Annotated in this window: 26 protein-coding genes, 1 pseudogene and 1 riboswitch; of the genes and pseudogenes, 18 read left to right on the top strand and 9 right to left on the bottom strand. The window is 65.2% G+C overall.

From position 1 onward, the window contains the following. Positions 1-48 precede the first annotated feature (48 nt). Entirely contained in the window at positions 49-1,185 is a 1,137-nt protein-coding gene (locus AC1ROK_RS19615; RefSeq protein ID WP_492849986.1) for a zinc-binding metallopeptidase family protein, read from the top strand. A gap of 38 nt (positions 1,186-1,223) precedes the next feature. Then, a complete protein-coding gene (locus AC1ROK_RS19610; RefSeq protein ID WP_492849984.1) occupies positions 1,224-1,658 on the top strand; it encodes a GNAT family N-acetyltransferase in 435 nt (144 codons plus the stop codon). A 245-nt stretch (positions 1,659-1,903) separates the two neighbouring features. On the opposite strand, the gene AC1ROK_RS19605 is transcribed toward AC1ROK_RS19610, so the two are convergent. Continuing rightward, entirely contained in the window at positions 1,904-2,458 is a 555-nt protein-coding gene (locus AC1ROK_RS19605; RefSeq protein ID WP_492850025.1) for a DsbA family protein, read from the bottom strand. Positions 2,459-2,689: 231 nt separating this feature from the next. Here AC1ROK_RS19605 and AC1ROK_RS19600 point away from each other — a divergent pair, with 231 nt between their 5' ends. Next, positions 2,690-3,658 carry a PRC-barrel domain-containing protein gene (locus AC1ROK_RS19600; RefSeq protein WP_492849982.1) on the top strand — a complete coding sequence of 323 codons (969 nt, stop codon included), beginning with the start codon at positions 2,690-2,692 and terminating at the stop codon, positions 3,656-3,658. Between the two features lie 67 nt (positions 3,659-3,725). Here AC1ROK_RS19600 and fliJ read toward each other — a convergent pair whose 3' ends face one another. Both fliJ and fliI read right to left on the bottom strand, forming a co-directional pair. Further along, the gene (gene fliJ, locus AC1ROK_RS19595) at positions 3,726-4,139 is read right to left on the bottom strand and encodes a flagellar export protein FliJ (RefSeq protein ID WP_055877511.1); all 414 of its coding nucleotides are present in this window, start codon (positions 4,137-4,139) and stop codon (positions 3,726-3,728) included. Positions 4,140-4,167: 28 nt separating this feature from the next. Beyond that, the gene (fliI, locus tag AC1ROK_RS19590) at positions 4,168-5,508 is read right to left on the bottom strand and encodes a flagellar protein export ATPase FliI (RefSeq protein ID WP_492849980.1); all 1,341 of its coding nucleotides are present in this window, start codon (positions 5,506-5,508) and stop codon (positions 4,168-4,170) included. A 395-nt stretch (positions 5,509-5,903) separates the two neighbouring features. Between fliI and ctrA the strand changes: the two genes are divergently transcribed. From ctrA to AC1ROK_RS19555, 7 genes are all read left to right on the top strand, one after another. After that, positions 5,904-6,614: a response regulator transcription factor CtrA gene (ctrA, locus tag AC1ROK_RS19585; RefSeq protein ID WP_492849978.1), complete on the top strand. Its 711-nt coding sequence runs from the start codon at positions 5,904-5,906 to the stop codon at positions 6,612-6,614. A 257-nt stretch (positions 6,615-6,871) separates the two neighbouring features. After that, positions 6,872-7,789 carry a phosphotransferase family protein gene (locus AC1ROK_RS19580; protein WP_492849976.1) on the top strand — a complete coding sequence of 306 codons (918 nt, stop codon included), beginning with the start codon at positions 6,872-6,874 and terminating at the stop codon, positions 7,787-7,789. A gap of 196 nt (positions 7,790-7,985) precedes the next feature. Then, positions 7,986-10,796, top strand: a complete 2,811-nt coding sequence (locus AC1ROK_RS19575) for an autotransporter family protein (RefSeq protein ID WP_492849974.1) — start codon at positions 7,986-7,988, stop codon at positions 10,794-10,796. A gap of 100 nt (positions 10,797-10,896) precedes the next feature. After that, a complete protein-coding gene (locus AC1ROK_RS19570) occupies positions 10,897-11,385 on the top strand; it encodes a DUF2867 domain-containing protein (RefSeq protein ID WP_492849972.1) in 489 nt (162 codons plus the stop codon). 127 nt (positions 11,386-11,512) lie between these two features. Beyond that, positions 11,513-13,045: a winged helix-turn-helix domain-containing tetratricopeptide repeat protein gene (locus tag AC1ROK_RS19565; protein WP_492849970.1), complete on the top strand. Its 1,533-nt coding sequence runs from the start codon at positions 11,513-11,515 to the stop codon at positions 13,043-13,045. Between the two features lie 107 nt (positions 13,046-13,152). Further along, complete coding sequence (locus AC1ROK_RS19560; RefSeq protein WP_492849968.1) at positions 13,153-13,365, top strand: hypothetical protein; 213 nt, start codon at positions 13,153-13,155, stop codon at positions 13,363-13,365. A 26-nt stretch (positions 13,366-13,391) separates the two neighbouring features. Then, entirely contained in the window at positions 13,392-14,024 is a 633-nt protein-coding gene (locus AC1ROK_RS19555) for a sulfotransferase family protein (RefSeq protein WP_492849966.1), read from the top strand. A 13-nt stretch (positions 14,025-14,037) separates the two neighbouring features. On the opposite strand, the gene AC1ROK_RS19550 is transcribed toward AC1ROK_RS19555, so the two are convergent. Together AC1ROK_RS19550 and AC1ROK_RS19545 are read right to left on the bottom strand one after the other, a co-directional pair. Continuing rightward, positions 14,038-14,418 carry a response regulator gene (locus AC1ROK_RS19550; RefSeq protein WP_291309440.1) on the bottom strand — a complete coding sequence of 127 codons (381 nt, stop codon included), beginning with the start codon at positions 14,416-14,418 and terminating at the stop codon, positions 14,038-14,040. Positions 14,419-14,724: 306 nt separating this feature from the next. Then, the gene (locus AC1ROK_RS19545; RefSeq protein ID WP_492849963.1) at positions 14,725-15,399 is read right to left on the bottom strand and encodes a histidine phosphotransferase family protein; all 675 of its coding nucleotides are present in this window, start codon (positions 15,397-15,399) and stop codon (positions 14,725-14,727) included. A gap of 92 nt (positions 15,400-15,491) precedes the next feature. Here AC1ROK_RS19545 and AC1ROK_RS19540 point away from each other — a divergent pair, with 92 nt between their 5' ends. Next, positions 15,492-15,827 (top strand): hypothetical protein, encoded by a 336-nt coding sequence (locus tag AC1ROK_RS19540; RefSeq protein WP_492849961.1) that lies wholly within the window; start codon positions 15,492-15,494, stop codon positions 15,825-15,827. A gap of 32 nt (positions 15,828-15,859) precedes the next feature. Here the strand turns inward: AC1ROK_RS19540 and AC1ROK_RS19535 are convergent, their stop codons facing one another. Then, positions 15,860-16,378, bottom strand: a complete 519-nt coding sequence (locus AC1ROK_RS19535; protein WP_492849959.1) for a YHS domain-containing (seleno)protein — start codon at positions 16,376-16,378, stop codon at positions 15,860-15,862. 185 nt (positions 16,379-16,563) lie between these two features. On the opposite strand from AC1ROK_RS19535, the gene AC1ROK_RS19530 reads away from it, so the two are divergent. Both AC1ROK_RS19530 and AC1ROK_RS19525 read left to right on the top strand, forming a co-directional pair. Beyond that, positions 16,564-17,157 carry a DUF1134 domain-containing protein gene (locus tag AC1ROK_RS19530; RefSeq protein WP_055877551.1) on the top strand — a complete coding sequence of 198 codons (594 nt, stop codon included), beginning with the start codon at positions 16,564-16,566 and terminating at the stop codon, positions 17,155-17,157. Positions 17,158-17,374: 217 nt separating this feature from the next. Beyond that, positions 17,375-18,559, top strand: coding sequence for a hypothetical protein (locus tag AC1ROK_RS19525; protein WP_492849957.1), 1,185 nt, complete (start codon positions 17,375-17,377; stop codon positions 18,557-18,559). Positions 18,560-18,761: 202 nt separating this feature from the next. Here the strand turns inward: AC1ROK_RS19525 and AC1ROK_RS19520 are convergent, their stop codons facing one another. Next, on the bottom strand, positions 18,762-19,112 hold the full coding sequence (locus AC1ROK_RS19520; protein ID WP_492849955.1) for a hypothetical protein: 351 nt from the start codon (positions 19,110-19,112) through the stop codon (positions 18,762-18,764). On the opposite strand from AC1ROK_RS19520, the gene AC1ROK_RS19515 reads away from it, so the two are divergent. Continuing rightward, a complete protein-coding gene (locus AC1ROK_RS19515; protein ID WP_492849953.1) occupies positions 19,111-20,130 on the top strand; it encodes an RluA family pseudouridine synthase in 1,020 nt (339 codons plus the stop codon). The two genes, AC1ROK_RS19520 and AC1ROK_RS19515, sit on opposite strands and share 2 nt — an antisense overlap. A gap of 376 nt (positions 20,131-20,506) precedes the next feature. After that, positions 20,507-21,394, top strand: a complete 888-nt coding sequence (gene rpoH / locus AC1ROK_RS19510) for an RNA polymerase sigma factor RpoH (RefSeq protein WP_069909057.1) — start codon at positions 20,507-20,509, stop codon at positions 21,392-21,394. A 301-nt stretch (positions 21,395-21,695) separates the two neighbouring features. Here rpoH and blaOXA read toward each other — a convergent pair. Together blaOXA and AC1ROK_RS19500 are read right to left on the bottom strand one after the other, a co-directional pair. Next, positions 21,696-22,472 (bottom strand): annotated as a pseudogene (gene blaOXA / locus AC1ROK_RS19505) (class D beta-lactamase); the annotation flags it as partial. 203 nt (positions 22,473-22,675) lie between these two features. Next, the gene (locus AC1ROK_RS19500; protein ID WP_492849951.1) at positions 22,676-23,326 is read right to left on the bottom strand and encodes a thiamine diphosphokinase; all 651 of its coding nucleotides are present in this window, start codon (positions 23,324-23,326) and stop codon (positions 22,676-22,678) included. 74 nt (positions 23,327-23,400) lie between these two features. Beyond that, a riboswitch (TPP riboswitch) is annotated at positions 23,401-23,498 on the top strand. A 65-nt stretch (positions 23,499-23,563) separates the two neighbouring features. Here AC1ROK_RS19500 and thiB point away from each other — a divergent pair. From thiB to AC1ROK_RS19485, 3 genes are read left to right on the top strand one after another with little or no spacing between them, the layout of a single operon-like run. Continuing rightward, the gene (gene thiB / locus AC1ROK_RS19495) at positions 23,564-24,556 is read left to right on the top strand and encodes a thiamine ABC transporter substrate binding subunit (protein WP_492849949.1); all 993 of its coding nucleotides are present in this window, start codon (positions 23,564-23,566) and stop codon (positions 24,554-24,556) included. Then, positions 24,504-26,147: an ABC transporter permease family protein gene (locus AC1ROK_RS19490; RefSeq protein ID WP_492849947.1), complete on the top strand. Its 1,644-nt coding sequence runs from the start codon at positions 24,504-24,506 to the stop codon at positions 26,145-26,147. Before thiB ends, AC1ROK_RS19490 begins: the two co-directional genes overlap by 53 nt. Then, a complete protein-coding gene (locus AC1ROK_RS19485) occupies positions 26,134-26,766 on the top strand; it encodes an ATP-binding cassette domain-containing protein (RefSeq protein ID WP_492849945.1) in 633 nt (210 codons plus the stop codon). The genes AC1ROK_RS19490 and AC1ROK_RS19485 overlap by 14 nt, the downstream gene beginning before the upstream one ends. The last annotated feature ends 104 nt before the right edge of the window (positions 26,767-26,870 follow it).

Below are 26,870 nucleotides of genomic sequence, written 5' to 3'. Positions count from 1 at the left end.
GCGCCGCGCTCCGTGCATTGCTAGGTGGCGACCAGGAGTGCCGCTGCCATGAAGCTCTTCCACTGCGACCATTGCGGTCACCTGCTCTACTTCGAGAACACCCGCTGCGAGCGCTGCGGCCGTGCGCTCGGCTATGGCCCGCTCACCAACAACCTGTTCTCGCTCGATGGCGGCCCCGGCATCTGGATGGCGCCGGCCTTCTTCAACCGCTCTTTCGTCTACTGCGCCAATGCCGCGCATGGCGCCTGCAACTGGCTGCTGCTGCATGCACCAGGCGCCGATCCCTACTGCCTCGCCTGCCGCCACAACGGGCTGATCCCCGATATCCAGAACCCGGTCGATCTGGGCCGTTGGCAGGTGATCGAGCGGGCCAAGAAGCGGCTGATCTACTCGCTACTGCGGCTGCATCTGCCGCTCGCCACCCGCAATGAGGACCCGGTGCACGGCCTGAGCTTCCAGTTCCTCAACGAGGAGGTTTCGCGCTCCCCGGTGCTGACCGGGCATGACAGCGGCATCATCACCCTGGCGCTGAAGGAGGCCGACGACGCCGCCCGCGAATACCGCCGCACCCAGTTCAACGAACCCTACCGTACCTTGCTCGGCCATTTCCGCCACGAGATCGGCCACTATTACTGGGATTTGCTGGTCAGTGGCCGCCCGGCGCATGAGGAGTTCCGCGCCCTGTTCGGCGACGAGAGCGCCGACTACGAGGGCGCACTCGCGGCGCATTACGCCAACGGCGCCCCCGCCGGCTGGCAGCAGCACTACATCTCGGCCTATGCCACCTCGCATCCCTGGGAGGATTTCGCCGAGACCTTCGCGCATTACCTACATTTGGTGGACACCACCGAGATGGCGGCCTCCTTCGGCCTCAACCTCCGGCCCGGCGTCGACCGGACCGGCGAGCTGACCGCCCGGCTCGACTACGACCCCTATGCCAATCCCGACATCGACGAGCTGATCGACAACTGGATCCCGCTCGCCTCGCTGATGAACAACCTCAACCGGGCCGTCGGCCAGCACGACGCCTACCCGTTCGTCCTGACGCCCGAGGTGATCGCCAAGTTGGGCTTTGTCGCCCGGCTGGTGCATGACGCCGGCGCCGTGCAGTGGACCGTCCCCAGCGCTGCCGGCCCGATCCCGATCAACGTTCCCAGCGGCCCGGCAGAACTGCCCCGCACCTGAGGCTGGAGCGGTCGGCGCCGATGTGATCTCTATCCGGCATGCACGACATCACGCTTCTCACCGTTCCGGTGTTCTCCACCCTCGCCAACGCCGCCTTCGCGTTGCGCCGCGAGGTCTTCGTCATCGAGCAGCAGATCCCCGAGGCTGAGGAATTCGACGCCGACGACCTTACCGCCACGCATCTGGTGGCGATTGCCGCCGGCAATGTCGTCGGCACGCTGCGCATCATCTCAGCCCCGGAGCACGTGAAGCTAGGCCGGGTGGTCGTTGCGCAGCTCTGGCGCGGCCAGGGCATCTCGACCCGGCTGCTCCGCCACGCCATGGACCTGTCGCGCGACAAAGGCGAGACCCGCTTCTATCTCACCGCCCAGCACGACAAGCTCGCCGTCTACGAAAAGCTCGGTTTCGTCGCCTTCGGCGAGCCGTTCGACGATGGCTCGGGCATCCTCCACCTCAAGATGAAGACTTACTGAGTCCTTACTCGATTAACTCAATCTTTACCGGTTAACCCGGCAAACCGCGCGCCGCCGTCAATTCTCCGCTAGCTTGCTGGACGTGGGGCGCCTCGCCCCGACGAGACGCTGGGAGGCGTGGAAGGCCGGACCTCGGAAAACGGGGCCGGCCTTTGATTTTGCTCAAGGGTCGCCCACCACGGACGTCATCCCCGCGAAGGCGGGAATGACGTCCGTGGTGGGCTGAAGACGCTGCGCCTCCCCGCCTAAGCCAGCCGCTTCGCCCAGGCCGAAACCTCGTCGCCGCTGCTCATGTCCGCCTGGACGATCCCGTCGATCATGAAGCTCGGCGATACGTGGATGCCGTTCTGCCGGGCATAGCGCGCATCCCAGCGGGTGGATTTGTCGAGCTGTGGCTCGTCGAACGCCTCCATCAGCTTCAGCCCCGTATAGCCTTCGATCCGCCGGATCAGGTCGTTCGGCGTCGCGTCGCGGTTCGGCCCGGTGGCGTGCCGCTCGAACTCGAACTCTTCGCGATGATCATACACCGCCCGCATCACCTGCCGCGCTGCCGCCTTGCCCTCGGGCAGGCTCGCAGCGGCGTAGATCGCCCGCACAATGACGGGCGAGAACATGTGCCAGGGCTGCGAGTGAAGCCGGATCTTCACCGTCAGCTTGTCCTCGCCCACCTCCGCCAGCAGTTGCTCGAGCTTGCCGAAGGCCTTGCTCGAGTAGGGGCAGGTCGGCTCGAAGAACACCTCGAACTGTCTCGGCCCATGGCCCCATACCAGCGGATCGACCCGGAACTCAGCCACGGCAATACCTCTTCTCGGAATTGGAGCGCCAAGCTACCCGAGCCACAGGCCTGGCCTATCGGACATTGGTTGAAGCTCGCATCGGCCAGGCCGGAATGTTCGTCTCGTTTGATTTCCCGGGGACCGGAACACTCGCGTCATCGTGACGTTGTGTCTGCATCGGGCCGTGCGGCACGCCACAGCCAAGCGATGTGCCGCACGGCCTTGTTCATGAACCCACGAACGAGAGAACCTTAAATGTTCCGTACCCTTATGACCACCACAGCCGCCATTGCCCTGCTCACCGCGGGCGCCATGGCACAGGATGCCGCTGCGCCGGCAACCGAAGCTCCGGCTGCCGAGGCTCCCGCCACCACCGAAGCTGCGCCGGCCGAACCGCTCGACACCTCCATCCTCGCCTCCGGCTACACCGTCACCGACAAGGATAACCTCGCCACCGAGATCATCGGCAAGCAGGTCTACTCCTCAAGCGCGGCAGACGCCGAGCATATCGGGGACGTCAACAACCTGGTGATCGGTGAAGGCGGCGAAGTCGCCGCTGTGGTCATCGGCGTTGGCGGCTTCCTCGGCATCGGCGAAAAGAACGTCGCCGTGAACTATGCCGAGCTCGAGTGGGTTACCGCCGAAGACGGCAGCGAGCGCTTCGTGCTGGCGACCACCAAGGAAGCACTGGAGACCGCCCCGAACTTCGAGACCACCGATGATGCTGCTGACGCCGCTCCGGCGGATACGACAGCGCCGGCAGCCGACGCCAACGCCCCAGCGGCGACCGCTCCGGCGGATAAGGCCGCACCGGCCGACAAGTCCGCTGACGCCATGGCTCCGGCTGATCCCGCAGCCACCGCGGCCGGCCCGATCGACCGCGCCACGCTGACCGATGCGCCGCTGACCGCCGAAGAACTGATCGGAACCAATGCCTATGGCCCGGGTGACGAACACCTCGGCGCCATCGGCGATGTGATCCTCGGCGCCGATGGCAAGGCCGTAGACGCCGTGATCATCGATTTCGGCGGCTTCCTCGGTATCGGCACCAAGCCAGTGGCAGTTGCGGTGGAGAACCTGCGCTTCGCCACCAATGCGAACGGCGACAAGTTCCTGTTCCTCAACGTGACGCGCGACCAGCTCGACAAGGCCGTGGCCTATGATAAGGACACCTGGGAGGCCGAGCGCGACGCCCAGCTGCTGAAGACCGACGCTCTGCAGTAGCATCCACTGTCGCAAGCACGAAAGGCCCGCTCCAGCGGGCCTTTTTCATTCCTAGCGGCGAACTACCTCAGCGGCGGATGTGCCGTAGTCGGCCGATCTCGTCGTATTCCGCCTGCTCGGACTTGGCTTCCGCCGCAGTCTCGCGGCCATGCTCGCGCTGGTCCAGCAGCTCGACCTTCTTGAGGTCTTCCACTGCCTCCGCCAGCGCATCCTGCGCCGCCTCGAGATTGCCCTTCATGTCGTTGGCCGAGGCCAGCAGGTTGTCCCTGCGGGCGATCGCCGCCTTGGCGAAGGTAGAATAGGCGAAATGCGCGATATCCGAGATGCCGGTTTTCTGCTGCTCGATTTCGATCTGCTGGTCGAGTTCGGCGGCCATCCGCTCGAAATCGGCAATCATCATCTCGATCTGCGTAACCTGGCGGCGCTTCTCGTCGACCTGAAACTTCTTAAGCCGGATCAGGCTCTCGCTGCGCGACTTCATGACTTGTACTCCTTACACCTCAAGTCATTCACTTCACTGACGCGGTTTGCTCGCCCACCTTGTCCAGGATTGCTTCCAGCATGACATAGCCGTCGGCAATCGAGGTGCGCTCTTCCCGCTGCTGGCTCAAAAACGCCTCCAGCGCCGGGTTGATCGCGATGGCACGGTCCACGCCTGGATCCGATCCCTTCCGGTATGCCCCCAGCCGGATCAGTTCCTCCATGTCGGCAAATGTCGACATGAGTTCCCGCGCCTTCTGCAGGGTGGGCCGCACATTGGCCGGCACGCACCCAGGCATGGTTCGCGAGATAGACCGGAGCACATTGACCGCCGGATAGCGTCCCCGCTCGGCGATCGAGCGCTCCATCACGATGTGCCCATCGAGAATGCCGCGAACGGCGTCCGCAATGGGCTCATTGTGATCGTCACCTTCCACCAAAACGGTAAATAGACCTGTAATGGAGCCCGATTCAGCGAGGCCCGGACCGGCTCTTTCGAGCAGCCTCGGGAGTTCGGTGAAAACCGTCGGCGGATAGCCCTTGGCGGTCGGCGGCTCGCCAATGGCAAGGCCGATCTCGCGCTGCGCCTGGGCGAAGCGGGTGAGGCTGTCCATCATGCAGAGCACGCGCTTGCCCTGGTCGCGGAAATATTCGCTGAGCGTCAGCGTCAGGTAGGCCGCCTGCCGCCGCATCAGCGCCGCCTCGTCGGAGGTCGCGACCACCACCACCGCCTGCTGGATACCGACCTCGCCCAGATAGTCGGTGACGAATTCCTGCACTTCGCGGCCGCGCTCGCCGATCAGCCCGATCACCGCCACGTCGACCTGGGCGTTGCGTGCCAGCATACTCATCAACACAGACTTGCCGACGCCCGAACCGGCGAAGATGCCCATGCGCTGGCCTTCGCACATGGTGGTGAAGGTGTTCAGCGTGCGCACCCCCATGTCGAGCGGATCGCCCACCCGCATGCGCTCATGCGCCGGCAACGGCACCTGCCGCAGTGGATAAGGCGTGGCGCCCGGCAGCAGCGGCCCCTTGCCGTCGATCGGCTCGCCATCGGCGTTGATCACCCGCCCCAACCAGTGCTCGGAGGGCTGCACCGCCCCGTCATGGCTCTTGAACAGCGCCCGGCAGCCGAGCCGCACGCCGTTCAGCGCCCCGAACGGCAGGCACAGCGCATGGCCATCGCGGAAACCGATGATCTCGGCCCCCAGCACGCCGCCATTGGTGGTTTCGATTTCGACGCGCCCGCCGACGCGCAGCTCGCGCACCGGCCCGACCACTTCGATGAGCAGGCCCTGCACGGTTTTGACGCGCCCGAAGACTTCCACGTCTTCGATGGCGTCAATTGCGGCTCTCAGGGACTGCATCGGCCTCTTTCACGGTACCCGAATCGCTCGATCCCCACGGTAACCGAACGTTAAGCAAAAAGCGTTAACCATGGCCTCCTACCCCGACATCCGACTGGCGTGCCGCACGCCGCTTTCCGAGCCCTCCAAGGCCCTGAATCCTTGAGTCAGCAGAGTCGATTGAAGGGCTTTCTTAACCTAGTTTCTTAAGTCGATTAGACGCGATTTCTATAGCATTTTCAACGACTTAACATATCACTAACGGGAGACCCATTGCATCTTGCGGATCAGAATTAAACTTTGTTAACTAATTGCGCTTAGGTTTGGGTCATATCCAGTAGGGTTCGGTTAAGGGTGAACGCGCAAGGCGCCTCATCCATGGTTCCAGCAGGGAACGGTTTAAGGGGATTGACGGCATGCGTGTACTCTTGATCGAGGACGACAGCGCGACAGCGCAGAGCATCGAGCTGATGCTCAAATCAGAGAGTTTCAACGTATACACGACGGACCTCGGTGAAGAGGGCGTCGACCTAGGCAAACTCTACGACTACGACATCATCCTGCTCGATCTGAACCTTCCCGACATGTCGGGCTACGAAGTGCTGCGCACCCTGCGCGTGGCCAAGGTGCAGACCCCGATCCTGATCCTGTCTGGTCTCGCCGGCATCGAAGACAAGGTGCGTGGCCTCGGCTTCGGCGCCGACGACTACATGACCAAGCCGTTCCACAAGGATGAGCTGGTTGCCCGCATCCATGCGATTGTCCGCCGTTCCAAGGGCCACGCTCAGTCGGTCATTTCCACCGGCGACCTGACCGTGAACCTCGACACCAAGACCGTCGAAGTGCAGTCGGCCCGCGTGCACCTGACCGGCAAGGAATACCAGATGCTGGAGCTGCTCTCGCTCCGCAAGGGCACCACCCTCACCAAGGAAATGTTCCTCAACCACCTCTATGGCGGCATGGACGAGCCCGAGCTGAAGATCATCGACGTCTTCATCTGCAAGCTCAGGAAGAAGCTCTCCGTCGCCACCGGTGGCAAGAACTACATCGAGACCGTCTGGGGTCGCGGCTACGTGCTGCGCGAGCCCGACGAGAACGAAGGCTTCGCGGAATCGAGCGTCGCCTAACTCATTCAGTCCTGCGTTGCGGCAGACCTGGGGAACCCCGTACCAGAAGGTGCGGGGTTTTCGCTATTTGAGCGCCTTCAAACGTTGAGATGCTCCGGCGGTGCGGGTTGCCCCCCACCCCTGTCCCCTCTCCCTAAACATAGGAGGGATCAAGGGTGGGGTCGGTCAACCACCGGCGGCGGGGATCAGGGCGCCCCCGGACCAGCCTGCAACCGACAGACCTTGAGGCGCCGGCTGGCCAATGGCACCCTCCGGCCATGAGCGATATCGAGTGGATTGCGCCGCACCCGGCTGCCGTCGCAGCGGCATTGGCGAGTATCGGCGTCACCATCGATCCGGCCGAGATCGCGCTTCTGGTGCGCGACAATCGCTTCGCGGTCCGCCTCCCTGGCCACCGTATCGCCTGGTTCCCGACCGATCCGCACGGCCAGCAGCGCCTCGCCCGCGAGGCTCGTGCTCTCGTCCTCATCGAGCGCCACTGCAGCTTCCGCGCCCCGCGCCTAACTCACCGCGCAGCTGCGGGCTGGCAGTTGCGCTCAGAAGTCCCGGGAACGGCCGACCCGTTCGCCACCTACCGCCAGGTTCGCGACGATCGACGCTTCGCCACCCAACTGGGCAACAGTCTCGGCCGCTTGCTGGCCAACCAACACCTCAGCATCCCCTCGGTAGAGCTCGGCGACTGGCTGCTGTCGCGCCCGAGCTGGCCATCGCCGTTGCCGCAGGTGGCGGCCGACCTGCCGCGCGTCACCGGCGATCGCGAGCTGATCGATCGCGCTCTGACGGTCCTGGCCCGCAGCGAGACGACGGAGCTGGAGATCACCCACCGGGTGCTCGCGCATACCGACTTCGGCTTCCACAACATGGTGGTGACCTCCGACGCCACAGTCGTCGGCGTGTTCGATTACGACGAGGCATCGCTGACCGACCGGCATTACGACTTCCGCTACCTGTTGCTCGATACCGAGGATGAAGCGCTGTTCACCGCCGCCGTGACAGCCTACGAGGCCGCCGGCGGACAGCCGATCGACGTCAGCCGCGTCCGCCTGCTCAACGCCGCCGCCGCCGTCGCCTTCCTCGCCTTGCGTGGTGATGCCGGGCCGGAGGAGAAGCCGGCCGGCCGCACGCTCGCCGAAGACCTGCGCTGGGTTCGCATGGCGCTTGCACGCGCCAGCTAGGGCGCATCGGATGCCTTCACCGCGCCCCGTTCCGGTCGGCGCCGAGCCAGGGGCTGACCTGCCTCAACGTGCGGACGCTTGTGTCCCACGGAGCGCGCGCGGCGCGAAAGGAAGTGGCAGAATGTGCCATTGCATCGCGAAGAATTCGCAGCGATGCTTCCACGCTCGATACTGATTTGTACTTTTCAGGAGTTGCATGTTGTTTGAAACCGTGTGCGACGCCAAGACCGTCAGTCCCTGCCACGCCCTGTCATCTCGTGACACCTGGAAAGCCGGCGCGTTGCCGAGAGTCAGCACCGCGGTTCTGGTGCTGGCGGGGGCCCTTGCAGGCGCGGTGCCTGCAGCGTCGGCAGCCAGCTTCACGGTCAGCACCGCTACTGAGTTCGAGGACGCAGTCACCGACGCCAGCACCGATCCGGACAACGCCGACATCACGCTGCTCAACGACATCACGATCAACGACACGGGCCTGACTGAGGCGATCGATCCGGACTCGTTGCAAATCTACACCGACGGCGGCCACACCCTCACGCTGCATGGGGCCGGCACGGTCTGGGATGCCGGCAGTTACACCAACTTTACTATCCTGGGATCGACCAATGGCGGGCTGACCGTCTCGAGTGGCGCCCAGCTCACCATCAGCGATAATCCCGCCAATCCGCAGCCCCACGGCCTGCTCGACATGCAGGCGGGCATCCTGACGGTCACCGGCGACGGAACGACCGTGAAGTCGACTCATTTCGCAGCTGGACGCGACGACGACACCACCGTCATGGTCACCGACGGCGCGCACGTGATTACCACGGGAAGCGTCACATTGGGCGAGGATGCCGGCACAACCAACGCGGCCGACATCACGGTCGTGGTGGACGGCGAGGGCACGGTCTGGGACGCTGGCTACTTCGCTGCCGGTGGCGCGACCAACAATGTCGATGTGACGCTGTCGGATGGAGCCGTCATCAAGGCCGGTATCGCCAGCATCGGCCGGAATGGCAACGCCACCATGCTGGTGACCGGCTCCGGCTCGGCCCTCGAGGTTTCCGGCAGCCTCGAGGTCGGCGCGCGTTCGATTTGGATCTCGGACGCGGGCGTGGGCGACGGCGCCCTGACCATCAGCGATGGCGGTCTCGTCTCCGCCAAGAACGTGTTTCTGGGCGTGACCGGTAACGCCAGCCCGGATCCCGGCATTACCGGCGACCTGCTCGTCGATACCGGCGGCACGCTTGCGACCGGGGAGTTGGCCCCAGGCCTCGGCACCGGCACCGCGACCTTCGACAACGGCACCCTGCGCGCTACCGACAATGCGGCATCGCTGATTCACGGCTTCGATCCCGGTCAATTCGTCCTCATTGGCGAGGGGATGTTCCTCGATTCCAATGGTCTCAACGTGGTGGCCGAGAGCGGCATGTCGGGCGATGGCGCGCTGACCAAGCAGGGGCTGGGCAAGCTGACCGTGACTGGCCCCAACACCTATCAGGGATCGACCTTCGTCACCGCCGGCACGCTTGCCGCCGGCGTCACCAACACGTTCAGCGCCGCATCCGACCATCACGTGGCGGCCGGCGCCACGCTGGCGCTGCAGGGTTTCGACCAGACGATCGCCTCGCTGCAGAATGCCGGCACCGTCAGCCTTGGCGGCGCTCCAGGCACTGTGCTCACCATCACCGGCAACTATCAGGGCGACGCCGGCGTCATCCTCATCAACACGGCGCTGGGCAACGACAATTCGCTCACCGACCGGATCGATGTCGGCGGCAACACCACCGGCACCGGCAGCATCCGGGTCACCAATGTCGGCGGCACCGGTGCGCAGACGGTCGAGGGTATCCGGATCATCGATGTCGCGGGGACCTCGAGCGCCAGCTTCGCGCTGCTGGGCGACTACGTGTTCGAGGGTGACCAAGCCGTGGTCGGCGGCGCTTACGCCTACCGGCTCTATCAGGGCAGCACCAGCAGCCCGAACGATGGCGATTGGTACCTGCGCTCGACCCTGCTCCCAGATGGGCCCGACCCCCTCTATCAGGCGGGCGTGCCGCTCTATGAGAGCTACCCGCAGGTGCTGGCCATGCTCAACCAGCTCGGTACGCTGCAGCAGCGTGTCGGTAACCGCTCCTGGGGTGGCAGCGACAGCACCGCCGGCATCATCGAACTGGGCGACCGGCAGGTCGAAGCCGGCGGTATGTGGGCGCGCCTCGAGGGCACCTATGCGCACGAGGAGCTGGACACCACGTCCGGCGGAACCGACTACGACGCCAGCCTCTGGCGGCTGCAGGCTGGGCTCGACGGGGTTGTTCAGCAAGGCGAGCGAGGCGCGCTGATCGGCGGCGCCTACCTGAGCTACGGCACTGTCGGCGCCGATGTCTCCTCGCTGTTCGGCAACGGCGACATCACGACCTCCGGCTTCGGCATCGGCGGCACGCTGACCTGGTACGATGCCAGCGGCTTCTACCTCGACGGTGTCGCCCAATTGCAGTGGTTCGACAGCACGCTGAGGTCCAGTACTGCCGGGCTTGACCTCGTCGCGGGCAATGATGGCTTCGGCTACGCCCTCAGCCTCGAGGCGGGTAGCCAGATCAACCTGGGCGACGGCTGGTCGGTGACGCCACAGGGCCAGATCGTCTATAGCGAGGTCGCCTTCGCTGATTTCACCGACGCCTTCGGCACGGTGGTCGGCCTGACCGATGGCGGCGGGCTCTATGGCCGACTGGGCATTTCAATCGACCACGAGGATGCGAAACAGGCCGATGATGGGCTGTCGCGCACCCATTTCTACGGCATCGCCAACCTCTACTACCAGCTCGACAACACCACTGGCGTCGCTGTCGGTGGCACCGCACTGACAGCAAGCCGCGACCAGCTTTCTGGCGGGCTGGGCGTGGGTGGCAGCTACAACTGGGGCGACGACGCGTATTCGCTCTATGGCGAGGCTTCGTTCCGCACCGGGCTCGGTTCTCCCGGCGACAGCTATAGCCTCAACGCCAATGTCGGCCTGAGGGGGCGCTGGTAGCATCGCGACCTGCGCCGAATGGCGAGACCGATATGGCGCCAGCTAGCCCGCGCGCCGATGTCGCATCGCGCGCCGCGATGGGCGTGCGCACATTATGCTCATGCGCGCTCGTCCATTTCAGTTGCCGCTCACCAGCCTCTTGCGCCAACGCATCGGCCCCGGTGATTTCGTCGACGCCTATGCCGTCCCGCTCGCCGATCCCAGCCTCACGCCACTGCAACTGGTAGAACAGCTGACCGTCATGCCCGGCTGGGTCAACGGGTTGCTCTGGCTGCGCAATGGGCTGGTCTCGCCGCTCGGCCTCAAGACCGGCGCCAATCTGCCACCCGCTAATCCGGATCCAGGGGTCGGCGACTATGTTAGTTTCTTCCGGCTCGAGGAGCTGTCACCCAACGAGGCGATCCTTGGCGAGGACGATCACCATCTCGATTTCCGCGTCTCCGTCATGAAAACCGCCGGGCCCCAGCCCCTCGCTGCGATCTCCACCTGGGTGCACCCGCACAATCTCGGTGGCCGGCTTTATCTCGCCGGCGTCCTGCCGTTCCACAAGCTGATCATCCGCCGCATGCTCGCCAACGTCGCCGCCTGACCCACATGTATCCAGCCTTGGGCCGGCACCATCATTGGAAGTCATCTCATGGGTCGTTCGCCGGGTTGTTTGTTTCTCGTCGCGCCTGCCCTACGAAACAACAGCCGTTCGATGTACAACATCCGCCATGGACGAGGCACAACATCGGTTCGGCCCATTTGTACTGACCCCGGGCCGCGAATTGCGGCGCGACGGCCAACCCGTGGCGCTCGGCCCGCGGGCGCTGATGATGCTCGAGACGATGCTTGAGGCGCAGGGCGAGATCGTCACCAAGGCCGAAATTCTCGAGCGGGTCTGGCCCGGCGTCACCGTCGAGGAAGGCAACATCACCGTTCAGATCGCCGCGTTGCGCAAAGAGCTCGGCTCCCGGCCGGGCGGCGAGGAGTGGATCGTTACGGTACCGCGCGTCGGCTACCGGCTGGTCCGCGGCCCCGCGCCCGGCCCCGCCGAAGCGCCCCCCACCGACGCCGGCGGCAAGCCCAGTGTCGCCGTGCTGCCCTTCGTCAACCTCAGCGGCGATGCATCGCGCGATTACTTCGCCGATGGCCTCGTCGAGGACCTGATCACCGCCCTCAGCCGCTTCAAGTCCTTCGCCGTCGTCTCGCGCTACTCGTCCTTCGCCTACCGCAACCGCACCACCGACGTGCGCCAGGTCGCCCGCGAGCTCGGCGTCCGCTATCTGCTCGAAGGCAGTGTCCGTCTCTCAGGCGAGCGGGTCCGCGTCACCGTGCAATTGATCGACGCCTCCACCGGCACGCACCTGTGGGCCTCGAGCTTCGATGGCGAGATGGGCCAGATCTTCGAGTTCCAGGACAAGATCACCGAGTCCGTCGTCGGCCTCGTCGAACCGCAGATCCGCCGGGCCGAGATCGAACGCACCCGTCGCCGCTGGCCCGACGACCCGCAGGCCTATGACCACTTTCTGCGTGCACTGCCCTTTTTCAGCTCCCGCAATCCGGCCGACTACCTGACGGCGCTAGGCCACCTTGAGCACGCCGTATCGCTGCAGCCGGACTACGCCGCCGCCCTTGCCTATGCCTCATGGAGCCTCGCTCGCCACGGCACGGTAGCACTCACCGCGCTTGACACGGCCGGCGTCGCTCGTTGCCTCGAGCTGGCGCGGTTGGCATTGCAGTATGGCGACGACGACCCGTTGGTGCTGGCCATCTGCAGCCACTCGCTGCTTGCCATCGGCAACATGCGCGCTGAGGGCCTCGCTATGGCCGACCGGGCGCTCGCCGCCAACCCGCACAATGTCATCGTTCAGGTGCTGGGCGGTATCTGCAACATGCTGGCCGGCGACCCGGCCAAGGCCGAAGCCTGCTACAGGCGCGCCTACACCCTCAGCCCGGGCGCGCCCGAGGCCTCCGAAAGCCTCGCCGGCATAGGCTTCGCCCGCTTCTTCATGCACGATTTCGAAGGCGCGCTCGTCTGGCTCGACCGCTCCCGCGCCACCCTGATGGATTGGCCCCCGACGTACTGGATCCAGACCGCCGCCTATGCCCATCTTGGTCGGCTGGACGAGGCCCAAGCGACACTGGCGCGCCTCAAGAACTTTGCCCCGTACACGTCCATCGCCGGCGTCGAAACCGTGGCGCAGCGCTCCGACGGCCGCTTCGCGCTCATCATTGAGGGCCTGAGAAAAGCCGGTCTCACCTGACAGGGCCGATTTAGCAACTCATTTGGAACTGCCTAAGGACCCAAAGCACGCCGATCGGCCAGATTTGTCCTCACAGCGCCGCCCGGCGCCAACTGAAGAGGGTCGAAATGGACATGCTTCTTGCCGCCGCCACCGATGCGCTGGCCCGACCGGCCATCGCCACCGGACGCCGCCTGCTGACGCCGACCGACGAGAATGACTACTACGCCAGACATACCCTGAACATCATCGTGCCGGCTTGGCTGCCGGCCCTCATTGCGCTGCTCCGCCGCAACCACCGCACCGCGCCCGAGCGCATCGGCGCTCCGCGCCACGCCTGACAGAACGCATCACGAGGGGACGAAAGATGGCACTTGATATCATCGGTCCGGGCTTCGGACGCACCGGCACCAACTCGCTGAAGGTCGCGCTGGAGCACCTGGGCCTTGGACCAGCGCACCACATGTTCGAGGTCCGCGACCATCCGGAGCAACTGCCCGGCTGGCAGGCGCTGGCCGACGGGGCGCGCCCCGACTGGGACGCACTGTTCCGCGGCTATCGCGCCCAGGTCGATTGGCCCGGGGCCCGTTACTGGCGCGAGCTCGCCGCCCACTACCCCGAGGCCAAGGTAATCCTAACGGTGCGCGACGCCGATGAGTGGTTCGACAGTGTCGAAGCGACTATCGCCAAGTTCATGGCCGGCCGCGGCAGCTACGACGATCCGCATGCCAACGGCGTTGCCAACATGGCCCACAAGCTGATCGTTGATGGCGTCTTCGATGGGCGGATGTTCGAGCGGGCCTACGCCACGACGCTGTTCAATGCCCATGTAGCCGAAGTGCAGGCCAGTATTCCCGGCACGCGCCTGCTGACTTTCGATGTGAGCGAAGGTTGGGAGCCGCTGTGCGCCTTCCTGGGTCTGCCGGTGCCGGCAATCTCGTTCCCGCGGCTTAACTCGTCCAAGCAGTTCATCAGCGAGGAATGGGCGGAAGAGGCCTGAGGCCTGGCCGGCGTCAGGCGACGCTGGCGCGCTCGGCGGCCGATACGGTGAACTTGCCCTCGAGATGGTCGCGGTCGAACGGCTTCATCATGTAGTCGTCGACCCCGGCCTTCAGCGCCAGCGCGATCTGCCCGATATCGTTCTCGGTTACCATGTAGACCACGCGCGGCGTGTGCCCGCCGACATAGCCGCGCAGCAGCTTCAGGAATTCTAACCCGCTCATGACCGGCATCTGCCAGTCGAGCAGGATGGCGTCCGGCATTTCCTGGCGGCACTTGTCGAAGGCTTCCTGCCCGTCCTCCGCCTCGTCCACGATATAGTCGAGATCCTCCAGAATGCGGCGCGCAACTTTGCGCACCACGCTGGAATCATCGACCACGAGGCAGGATTTCATGACGCGTTTCTCCCAACTCGGCGGACGTGGAAAGCCCTTTGAGGCGCCGTTCCCATCCACCGGCACGACCCGCGATCGCTTCGGCCCATGCCCGAAATCACTCCGGACGCGAGACCGACCGACGTTTGTCGCTCGCCCACACTATCCTGCAAATCTGCGTATGAATGGTTAGCGAAACTTGAACCCTTCTCCGCATCGGCAAGTTTTTGCAGCAACGCCGGGCTTGCCTGCTCGAGCGGCGTGAAATGGTTCAGTAGCGCACCTGCACAAAACTTGCGCAGCCGAGGGCAGCAACTTCGCGAGGGATCAGGCAGCGGCCGCGACCGCCTTGGGCGTCGCGGAGAACTCGAACACGTCGTTCTCGATGCCGATCTTCAGATCCATGTCGGTCATCCGCGCCAGGATGCCGGTATAGAACGGCTGGATGCCACGGGCGTCGACACCGCCCTCGGGCGATCCGGACAACAGCCCTTCGGCGCCCGATGGCATCAGCGTCTTCTGCCGCTTCTCGGGATCCGATTTCGACGTCAGGGTGAACACTTCGGCGCCGGCGGCGCCTTCGATCCTGGCCGTCACCACGCCGCCGCGCGGTACCGCCATCGCAGCGATCAGCAGCATGTTCATGAACAGCTTGGCCTTGTGCTTGGGCAAGAGGATTAGCGGCACCTGCCAGTCGAGGTCGGCCTTTTCGATCTCGAAATAGATCCGCGCCACTCGCTCGCACTCGCGCGTATCGAAATCCGTGCCCGCCGTCGACGACGCGCCGTAGGCCAGCCGCGCGAATTCGAGCTTCGCCCGCGCCTGCTTGGCGGCATTGGCGATCAGTTCCTGCGCGCCGTCGGCCATCGCCGTCTGCGTCGGGTCGGCCAGCACTTCGAGCCCATTGCCGATCGCCCCTACCGGGTTGATCAGGTCATGGCAGACCCGAGAACACAGCATCGCCGCGAGGTCGGTCGCCTTGAGCTCGATGAAATCCGCCATTCTGTGGGTCCTTGCCGTCGAATCATTTTGGCGTAGCCTAACCGCAAGGGCCCGCAGACCCTAGAGGGCGGCGCTGCACGAAGGGACATGAGATGCTGGACCGCCAGACACTGTTCCCGCGCTTTCGGGCTGACTTGCATCTGCTCGGCGCCGAAGACGGAGGACGGCGGTCCAATGTACTGCCCGGCGGCACCTATCGCCCGCAGTTCCAGCTCGGCTCGATCGATCGCAGCACGAGCCTCTTCCTCGAGACCATCGAGGGGGCTGACTTGCTCGAGCCAGGCGGACGGGCAGAGGTCTGGTTCACGCTGCTTCTCCCCGAGTTCTTCGAGGGCCAACTCCAGCCTGGGGCAGAGTTCACGATCAGTGAGGGGTCGCGAGTCGTCGGTGGTGGCACGATACGCGAGGTACGACTGGCCCCTGCCTGACGGCAGCCTGCGCTGCAGCGCTCGTCCCCGCATCAGTGCGCCGCCTCGGCCTCCGCCTCCGCCGGCACTACGTCCGCCGCCTTGCCCACAGCGTCCGCGACGCTGCCCTCTTCGCCAGTCAGCGTGCCGGAGAGCTTGGCCCAGCCGCTATTGGCTTCGACGAGCGAGGCCTCCTCGCTCTTGAAGAACGCCTCGCGGTTGGCCACCGAGTAGAACAGGTAGAGCTTCATCCCGGAGATAACGTAGAGCCGCGGCTTGCCATCGGAGAGATAGCCCCGGGCGAGGCTGGTGACGCAGTGCCCGCCGAACTGCGGGGCGTAGATCTCGGGGTTGCGCATGAACACGTCGCGGTTTGCCGCCGAGGCAAAGTACCACGGCACCCCGCCCCACTGGTATTCGAAGTCGGCGACGCCCTGGATCGGCTCGGGTTCGGTGAAATAGCTCACCGGATCATAGCCCTCGAGCGCCACCCCGGTCAGCGGGTCGGTGACGATGGCGGTGACCAGTGCAGCGGCGCTTACCGGGGCACTAAGTAGAAGCCCAAGGGTCAACCATAGCGCTACAAGAAGCCGGGTTATGGTTAAGTTTTGTTTACGCTTTTGCCGCATCATTGCCGCCATGAACGCCTAGCTTGAGCACACCCTCAGGCAAGCCGGATGCGCCGAACCTAGCGTCGTCATGGTAAGTACCGCGTAAATGGCCTGCCGCTCGAACTAAGCCCCTCCGGAGTGCCCTCATGCTCGATCGCATGGTCTACCTCATTCTTGCCGCCTTCGTCGCACTGACCGCGGCCACGCTGGTGCTGACGCCGACCTTCAGCCAGGCGCAGGAGCAAGGTTCGCTCTCCGATACCTTCTCCGGCGACGAGCTGGTCGATACCGGCCACCAGTTCTTCGGCTCTGTCGCCCAGGGCCTCGCCTCGTTGGTCGAGCGCGCCGTCAGCCAGTTCGGGCTGCCCAATGCCTATATCCTCGGCGAGGAAGCCGGCGGCGCCATCTTCGCCGGCGCCCGCTACGGCGAAGGCACCATGTACACCCGCAACCAGGGCGAGCATTCGCTGTTCTGGCAGGGCCCCACCGTCGGCCTCGACTTCGGCGGCGACGGTTCCAAGGTGATGATGCTGGTCTACAACCTGAACTCCGTCTCCGACGTCTACGGCCGCTACCCCGGTGTCGATGGCTCCGCCTATGTCATCGGAGGGCTCGGCATGACCGTGATCAAGTATGGCGACGTGGTGATGGTGCCGATCCGCTCCGGCGTCGGGGCGCGCCTCGGCGTCAATGTCGGCTACCTGAAGTTCACCCAGGAACCGACCTGGAATCCCTTCTGAAGCGCAGAAAACCGCTAAGAGTCCATTCAATCGCCGTTCATCGCAGCAGCGCAAAGCTCAGAGGCCGCTCGAGCTTTCCTGCTAGGCTCATCGTGACCGCGTCCCCGTCTTCCGGTAAGGTTACGGCCTGACAGCGATAGCCGGGGGCGGCCATTGCTGCCAACGTAACGGGCGCGAACACCCGGGACCGGGCAGTTGCCGGTGGCGGAGTTGAGTTATGGTCATAGAAAACATCATGTACTTCGTGCTCGGCCTGCTCGTGGCCGGGCTGTTGGCGCTGATCATCATGCCTGCGGTCTGGCGCCGCGCCGTCCGCCTCACCAAGAAGCGCATCGAAGCGGCGACGCCCATGACCATGGCCGAGTTCCGCGCCGACAAGGACCAGCTGCGCGCCGAATTCGCCTTGTCCACCAGGCGCCTCGAGATGAACGTCGAGGCGCTGCGCCGGCGCCTCTCCGACCAGCTCCGCGACATCAATCGCAAGAAGAACGAGCTCGGCGGCATCAAGGGCGAGCGCGACAGCCACCTGCAGGTGGTACGCGAGCTCGAGGAACGTGAGGCTGAAGCCCGCCGCCGCATCCTCGAACTGGAAAAGGAAGGCGCCGACCTCGCGCAGAAACTGCGCATGCGCGACCGGGAACTGGGCGAGAAATCCAGCCAGCTCGACGCTGCCCGCGAAACCCTGCGCGGCAGCGCCCCGCGTGCCTTCGCCATCGAAGGCAAGGCGCTGAGCGGCAACTACAACACCGATATCGATGAGCTGCTGCAGTACCTCGAGATCGAAAAGAAGCGCTCGGAATTTCTCGAAACGCAGAACCGCACGCTGATCGAAAGCCTCGAGAACTCCGACAAGAGCGGCGCCGACGCGCGCGCCGCGGCGACGGACCTGCGTGAAAAACTCGCCAAGCGAGACGACGTGGTGAGCGACGCCCAGTCCGATCTCGCCGAGGCCGAAGCCCGCATCGCCGACGCCGAAAGCCGCGTCTCGACCCTCCTCGCCGAGACCAGCAAGCTGGTCGGCGACGGCGAAGAAAAGCGCGACATGCTGCTGGCCGAAAAACTTGGCCTCGAAGAAGAAATGGAAAAGCTGCGCGCCAAGGTGGCAAGCGTCGAAGACACCGTGATGGCCGACTGGGACAGCGACCGCATCGAGCAGTCGCACCTGCGCGAGCGCCTCAACGACATCGCTTCGGACGTCAGCCACCTGGTCTATGCGCTGGAAGGCAATGGCCCGATCGACGAGGAGGAGAGCCTCGCCTCTCGCATGCAGAAATTCGTCGACGCCGAAGAAGCCGAAGCCGCCCCGGTCAAGGGCCCAAGGGCGAGGAAAGGCGGCGCCCCGGAAGGGCAGGCCGTCTCCGACCGGTTGAAGGCGCTGCGGGAATTGCAGGACGGCAACTGAAGCTTTTGGCCCGGCTGATCGAGCAAGGTACGACCTCGCCTCCCCTCCGGGTGTCATCCCAGCGAAAGCTGGGACCCAACTCGCAGCTGGCGCAGGTGGATAGATGGGTCCCAGCTTTCGCTGGGATGACATCGAGTTGGGGGAGCGAATAGGGGTATCTTGGTCCCGTTCCGCAAGCGACTTGCTGACCTCAGGCCGCGACCTACTCGCTGACCACCGGCACTTCGCGGATCATCTCGCCCGACTTGCCGTCGAAAATGCGCACGCTGGTGATCGGCCCGAGCTTGTAGGTGACGGTCACCCGGCCGTCGGCCGCAACCGCCGAAACCACCTCGCCGCCGGCCGGAATCTTCAGCGCCGCGATCACGTAGTCGCTGCCGGCTTTGCTGTCGCTCTGCGATGCGCGGTAGACAAGTGCGCCGCCGATGGCGATAAGGCCCACCACCAGTAGCCCCATCGACACCATGAAGGATTTGCGCGCCCGGGCCAGTACGGTCTTGGCTTCCGGTGTCAGTTCCGGGGTGGTTTCGGGTTTGTCTTGAGGATCGCTCATGCAGGATATTTCCGGCGAGGAACAGGAGTGGCAGTTGCTGGTCGATGCCGCCGACGCCGGCAGCCGGCTGGATGCCGCGCTCGCCCGTGCCGTACCGGTCTTCTCGCGCAACCGGATCAAGGACCTGATACTGGCCGGAAGCGTCGCGATCAATGGGCGAGCTGTCACAGAGCCCAAATACAAGCTGCGCGACGGCGAAGAAGTCACGCTCGTTGCACCCGAGCCGATCGAGGCGGAGCCGACCCCCGAAAACATCCCACTCGATATCCTCTACGAGGACGACCAGTTGATCGTCATCAACAAGCCGGTCGGCATGGTGGTCCACCCTGCCCCCGGCAACTACACCGGCACGCTGGTCAATGCGCTGCTCTACCATTGCGGCGACAGCCTCAAGGGCATTGGCGGGGTGAAGCGCCCGGGGATCGTCCACCGCCTCGACAAGGATACGTCCGGCGTCATGGTCGCCGCCAAGACCGAGCAGGCGCATAACCACCTCGCCGCGCAGTTTGCCGATCACGGCCGCACCGGTCCGCTGCACCGCGCCTACATGGCCTATTGCTGGGGCCGCACCCAACAGGCCTCGGGCACCGTCGAAGCGCCGCTCGGCCGCGACCCGGCCAACCGGCTGAAGCAGGCGGTGCGCCAGGATGGCCGCGAGGCCATCACTCACTACTGGGTCGAGGCTCGCTTCGGCGACGAGGGTTGGGACATCACCCGCATCCGCTGCGAGCTCGAAACGGGCCGCACCCATCAGATCCGCGTCCACATGGCCCATATCGGCCACCCGCTGGTCGCCGACATGGTCTATGGCCCGGGCTTTGCCACCAAGGTCAACCGGCTACCAGATGCAGCGAAAGCCGCTGTCGCGGCGCTGGGCCGGCAGGCGCTGCACGCCGCCGAACTCGGCTTCGAACACCCGGTGAGCGGCGAGGAAATGCAGTTCGAAGCGCCGCTGCCGCCCGACCTGGAGGCGCTGGAAGCGGCGATCGAGCCGTTCGATCGGGCGTTTGCGCGGTAGGGTGCTGGGGAGGCTGCTGCGGTGTGCACGAGTTGACTCACTGCCTCGCCTCTCCACCGGATGTCATCCCTGCGAAAGCAGGGACCCAACGCGCCACCTGCGCCGACGGATAGATGGGTCCCTGCTTTCGCAGGGATGACACCGAGTAGGTGGAGCACACGGTGCCCACAAGGTGAGCGCCAAAGGGGAGTGGCGGCCCAAAAGCCCCCCTGCAAGGTTCACGCAACCTTCGGGGTCTACCAACGTTTTCATGCAGGGTCGGTGGGTCTTATCAAGACCGATTTTCGACCTATATATCTCTGACAGTCAGCCGTGTGCCGGACTGGACACGGCTGCGTATCTGCCCGTGACTACGGGGGAAAGACGAGGGTGCATCATGGCCCAGACCAATTTGCCAATTCTCTCGGCTGAGGGTGGACTCAGCCGCTATCTCCAGGAAATTCGTAAGTTTCCGATGCTTGAGCCTGACGAGGAATACATGCTCGCCAAGCGCTACAAGGAGCATCAGGATCCCGGTTCCGCCCAGAAGCTCATCACGTCGCATCTGCGTCTCGTGGCCAAGATCGCCATGGGCTATCGCGGCTATGGCCTGCCTATCTCTGAGGTGATCTCGGAAGGCAATGTCGGCCTGATGCATGCGGTGAAGCGCTTCGAGCCTGAAAAGGGCTTCCGCCTCGCGACCTACGCGATGTGGTGGATCCGCGCCGCCATTCAGGAATACGTGCTGCGTTCGTGGTCGCTGGTCAAGATCGGCACCACTGCGGCGCAGAAGCGGCTGTTCTTCAACCTGCGCAAGATCAAGGGGCAGATCGCCGCCCTCGATGACGGCAACCTCCACCCCGACCAGATCAAGCAGATCGCGACGACCCTGCACGTCACTGAAAGCGACGTCGTGTCGATGAACCAGCGCCTCTCGGGCGATGCTTCGCTCAACGCGCCGATGCGCGCCGACGAGGGCGCCTCGGAGTGGCAGGACTGGCTGGTCGACGATACGCCGGACCAGGAGACCACCCTCGGCGAGACCGAGGAATTCTCCGAGCGCATGGGCCTGCTCACCAACGCGATGAGCGACCTTAACGAGCGCGAGAAGGCCATCTTCCAGGCCCGCCGCCTGCGTGACGAGCCGGCGACGCTCGAAGAGCTGGCGCAGGAATACAATGTCAGCCGCGAGCGCATCCGGCAGATCGAAGTCCGCGCCTTCGAGAAGGTGCAGGAAGCCGTGCAGAAGGCAGCCCACGCCAAGTCGCGCGAAGCCAGCCTCTGAGGGCTTTGATCACTGAATGAGAAAGGGCCGCCCAGTGGGCGGCCCTTTTCGTTTGCCAGATCAGCGTCCCACACACTCGGTGTCATCCCGGCGCAGGCCGGGATCCATCCTGAGATACTTCGGTTCGAGCGCGTATCCGCGCCACCTCAGGATGGGCCCCGGCCTGCGCCGGGGTGACACCGTGGGTGGGGTACTTCGGAGTCAATCAACCGTTCTGCGGCGGCCCGATCACCGGCACCACCGCCGGACGCGGTTGCTGGGCCCAGGCGAACTCGCCCTTGCCCCACTTGGCGAAGCGCGCCAGCAGCGCATCACGGGCGCGCGTCCCTGCCCCGGTCGAGCTCTTCTTGTTCTCGCGGATCAGGTAGGCGAAGGCCAGCCGCTCGCCATCGCGTTCGGCCCAGCCGACGAACCAGCCGGTCTGCCGGCGCGAGTTGAACGTGCCATCGGCGTTGCGCTCGTAATAGGTGCCGGTCTTGCCCGAGACGGTCCACTTGCCGGCCTTGAAGCTCGGCATGATGGCGACCACCGCGGCCTGCGCCGCCGCCGTCGCCGGCAGCTCGCCCACCAGTAGCCGCCGCACGAACCGCACCTGCTCTTCCGGCGTGATCAGCAGCGACGAGTTGATCCACGAACGCAGCAGGCTGTTGTTCTTGCCCGGATCGCCCGAGATGTCGGCATTGCCATAGTCGAAATCGGCAACGTATTTGCCGAAGCGCTCGGCACCCATCTCTGCCACCAATACGCGAGAATACCACAGCACCGAATCGCGCAGCCACGTGGTGGGCGTGGTGGTCACCTTCCAGTCCGCGCGGTTGGCGTCATACTCGGCTTTGTACGGCCAGGCCGGCTCGTCCGCGCCGGTCAGGATGCCCGCATCGAACCCCATCACCGCCAGCGGCACCTTGAAGGTCGAGGCCGGCGAGGTCGGCGTGTCGCAACCGCCGCCCTCCTGCAGCCGCACCGCGCCGCTCTGAGCGTCGACGATCAATGTGCACACGACTTCCGCCCGGCTCGCCGACACCGCGGCAAGGCTCAGCAATACTGCTGCAATCAGAACTTTCACGAATGGCCCCAAGCTCTTAAAGACCGCGACATGTAGCGGGGATTTGGGCGGAATTTCGCCGGAGCGGGGAATTTCGACCGATAGAGACGGCCCCCTCCCGGCCTCCCCCATGAAGGGGGAGGTGAAGGGTCGAGCGTGTGGCCCGATAGTGCCTGAAACTCGATGCGGCACCTCCCCCATTATGGGGGAGGATGGGAGGGGGTCGTCTGCTTCAGTCAGCGCTTCTCCAGCAGCAGCTTCGCAATCAGCTGCGCCAGATACTTCCGCGGCAGGATCAAGAGGTACGGCGCATGCACGCCTTCCTCCGGTACGATCCGGAACGGCCCGGTCAGTGCCTCGTTCGAGGTTCCCGTCCGTATTCCCGGTGCGAGCTTCACCGCATCGAGTGGGTATTTCAGCCCTTCCGAACCCCAGAACGTCACCGGCGCCAGGGGATGGATCGAGACGCGCTCGCCTGGATCGACTGTGAACGAAAACGCCTTGGTCAGCGGCAGCGCCACATCCTCTTCGTCGACCAGGACGATCTTGCGCTTTGCCGCATATTTGGTCACCGCATCGAGCGCCGCCAGCGTGTGATCGAAGCGGCGCCCGGTCATCCCCAGCGCCACCGTCACCGGGGCGCGCGTCGAATAGAGCGACTTCTCGAAATCGGTGGTTTCCTGCTCGCCGATCTGCATCAGCCGGGTCTTGCCCAGCCAGGAATGCGGGTTCTTCAGTGAATCGAAATCACCGATGATCAGCTCTGGCTTGAGGCCAGCCTCGACGATCTGGTCGGCGCCGCCATCGGCTCCGACCAGGTGGCCGCCCGAGGCATAAAGCTCGCGGAGCAGGTCGAAATCGACCGTTCCGCCGCCGACGATGACCATCAGGTCGTCAAAGACCGCAACGGAAGTCTGGGGGGCACGCGCTTGCACGGAGGGAAAACTCTGTCTATCTGTCAGCTGTCTCGCTGGGGTGTTCCGGATCTTCCGGAGCTGAGAGTTACCCATTGAACCTGAACCAGGTCATGCTGGCGGAGGAAGTTCGAGATGGCAAGGGCGCGAAAGCGTCCGATCCATTGACGTCCCCTTCATTCACATGGCCGCAACCGAAGGGAACGATATATGCGCTCGTTCGCACACTTCGCGTTGGCGGCAGTCATCTGCGCCACCGCCCTGCCAGTCCTCGCCGAGGACAAGCCCACGCTCAACGTCTACACCTATGACAGTTTCGCGGCCGAATGGGGCCCCGGCCCGGCGCTGAAGGCCGGGTTCGAGAAGACCTGCGGCTGCACGGTGCAGTTCACTACCTCCGAGGACGCCATCTCGACGCTGCGCAAGGTGCAGCTCGAGGGCGCCTCGACCAAGGCCGACCTGGTCGTCGGCCTCGACACCGCCACCTCCGGCGAAGCCCGCGCCACCGGGCTGTTCGCGCCGCACGGGCTGACCCTCGAGGGTCTGTCCCTGCCGTGGAGCGACGCCGAGTTCGTGCCGTTCGACTACGGCTACTTCGCCTTCGTCTACAACAAGGAGAAGACGCCGAACCCGCCGACCTCGTTCGAAGAGCTCATTGCGCTGCCCGCGAGCTTCAAGATCGTCATCGAGGATCCGCGTTCGTCGACGCCCGGGCTCGGCAACGTCCTGTGGGTGCAGGCGGCCTATGGCGACCGCGCGCCGGAAATCTGGAAGGGTTTGAAGCCGCACGTCCTGACCATGACGCGCGGTTGGTCGGAAGCCTATGGCCTGTTCCTCGATGGCCAGGCCGACATGGTGCTGAGCTACACCACCTCGCCCGCCTATCACGCTGTTGCTGAGAACGACGGCAAGTACGCCTACGCCCCGTTCACCGAAGGCTTCGTGCCGCAGGTCGAGGTCGCAGGGCTGCTGAAGACCGCCAAGCAGGTGGAACTCGGCAAGGCCTTCCTCGCCTATCTCGTCACCGCCGAAGCGCAGAAGGTGATCCCGACCACCAACTGGATGTACCCAGTGATCGACATCGGCGACGACCTGCCAGCGGCCTTCGGTAAGCCGCCCGAAAAGGTGCTGCCGATCGACGAAGCCGCGCTTGCCGCCAATGGCCGTGCCTGGGTTGATGCTGCTCTCGCCGCGCTCCAGTAACCAGGTCCTGCCCCATCGCCCGCTCCGGCTGATCGCCGGGGCGGGCATCGCGGCGGCCATCGCCGCGCTGGTGGCGCTGGTGCTGCTGGCGATCCTCGCCACTGCGGCGGGCGAGCCGTCACGCCAATCGAGCATCGATGTCTGGCACCTGGTGTTGATGACCAGCATCCAGGCCGGGCTCACCACGGTGCTGTCGCTGCTCGTCGGCACGGCGCTCGCCTGGGCCCTGAACCGCCTGCGCTTCATTGGCCGCGACCTGATCGTCGGGCTGTTCGCCTCCGCCATCGTCACCCCCGGGCTGATCGTCGCCTTCGGCCTGCTGGCGGTCTGGGGCCGCGCCGGCTGGGTCAACCAGCTCTCGCTGGCCGTAACCGGCCAGCCGCTCGAGGTGCAGCTGTTCGGCCTCGGCGGCATTCTCGCCGCCCATGTCATTCTCGATGCCTCGTTCGCCGCCCGCATCCTTCTCGCCCGGCTCGACGCCATTCCGGAAAGGCGCCTGAAGACCGGCCAGAGCCTTGGGCTCAGCGCCTGGCAGCGCTTCCGCGTCATCGACTGGCCGATGCTGCGCACCACGCTGCCCGGCCTCGCCGCCATCATCTTCCTCCTCGCCTTCACCAGTTTCCCCATCGTGCTGCTGCTCGGCGGCGGCCCGGCCAACCAGACGCTGGAAGTGGCGATCTATGCGGCCGTCCGCCTCGACTTCGACCTCCGCGGCGCCGTCACCCTGGCGCTGGTGCAGATCGGCATCTGCTCGGCCATCATCATCGCCGCCTCCGCCTTCGCCCCCATATCCGCCAGCACCGGCGGCTCGACCCCGCCGCGCTGGCGCGACGGCGCGGTGGCGCGGATGGCGCAATGGACCGTGCTCGTTTTCGGCATCGTCGGCTTCGCGCTACCGCTGCTCGCCATCCTCATCGACGGCATCGGCCCCGGCATCCTGGACGTGGCGAGCCGCGCGAGCTTCTGGAAGGCGCTCGGCACCAGCCTCCTGCTCGGCTCGGGCTCCGCCATCCTGACGCTGCTGTTGGCGCTCGGCATCGGCATGGGCCGCGCTGCCTCGGGCATCCCGCTGCTCCGCGTCGGCATCGGCGCGCCGGCCTATGCCTATCTCGCCGTGCCGGCCGTGGTGTTGTCGCTCGGTGCCTTCCTCCTCGTGCGCAATGCCGGGATGCTGCCGGAGGCTGCCGCCCCGGTGGTGGTGCTGCTCGCCAACGCGCTGCTCTCCTTGCCCTTCGCCCTGGCAACGCTGGCGCCGCCGCTCGACGCCATTGCCGAACGGCGTGGCCGGCTGATCCGCTCGCTGGGCCTCAGCGGCTGGCGGCAGTTCGCGGCGGTCGAGTGGCCGCTGATCGGGCGCGAAGCCGGCGTCGTCCTGGCGCTGAGCTTCTGTTTCTCGCTCGGCGATCTGGGCGTCATCGCGCTGTTCGGCACCGAGGATTTCGCCACCCTGCCGCTGCTCATGTACCGGGCGCTCGGCGCCTATCGCAGCAACGACGCCGCCGCCATCGCCGCGCTGATGCTCGTGATCACCATCGCCGCCTTCGTGCTGCTGCCAAAACTGCTTGGAAAGCTCACCGATGCTCGAAGCTGAACATTTGCGCTTCACCCACCCCGGCGCGACCCGCCAGTTCGACCTGAGCTTCGTGGCGAACCCGGGTGAGATCACCGCCGTCAGCGGTCAGTCGGGCGCCGGCAAATCGACCTTGCTCGACCTGATCGCCGGCTTCCTCGTGCCCTCGGCCGGCCGCTTGATGCTCGACGGCCAGGACCTGCTGCCATGGCCGCCCGAGCAACGGCCGATTTCCATCCTGTTCCAGTCCGAAACCCTGTTCGAGCACCTCAGCGCTTATCAGAACCTCGAACTCGGCCTGCCCCGCGGTGCCGTCGACCGACAGCAGAAGATCGTGGCAGCCCTGACCGAGGTCGGCCTCCCCGGCGTGCTGAAACAGCGCGCCGACACCCTCTCGGGCGGCGAGAAGCAGCGCGTGGCTTTGGCCCGCACCCTGCTGCGCGACCGGCCGGTGCTGCTGCTCGACGAACCGTTCTCCGCCCTCGACGACGACACGCGCGGCACCATCCGCACGCTGGTGAAATCGCTGACCGAGCGGCACCGGTGGATCACTCTGCTGGTCAGCCACCATGTCGACGACGTCGAAGCGCTGGCGACGCGGCGCTACCAGCTGCGCGACGGCATGCTGTTCAAGGGCTGAGGCGTCTCCTCGGCACAAATCTCGTGGGCGATCGCCTCCCTCCCCCTTGAGGGGAGGGATTGAGGGAGGGGGTGGCGCAGTCAGCACCGAGCCCGCCTCACCAC

Source organism: Devosia sp. GW821-FHT12F11 (assembly GCF_058806655.1).
Note: the sequence above shows the minus strand (reverse complement) of the source record. Positions and strands in the feature narration are given on the sequence as shown.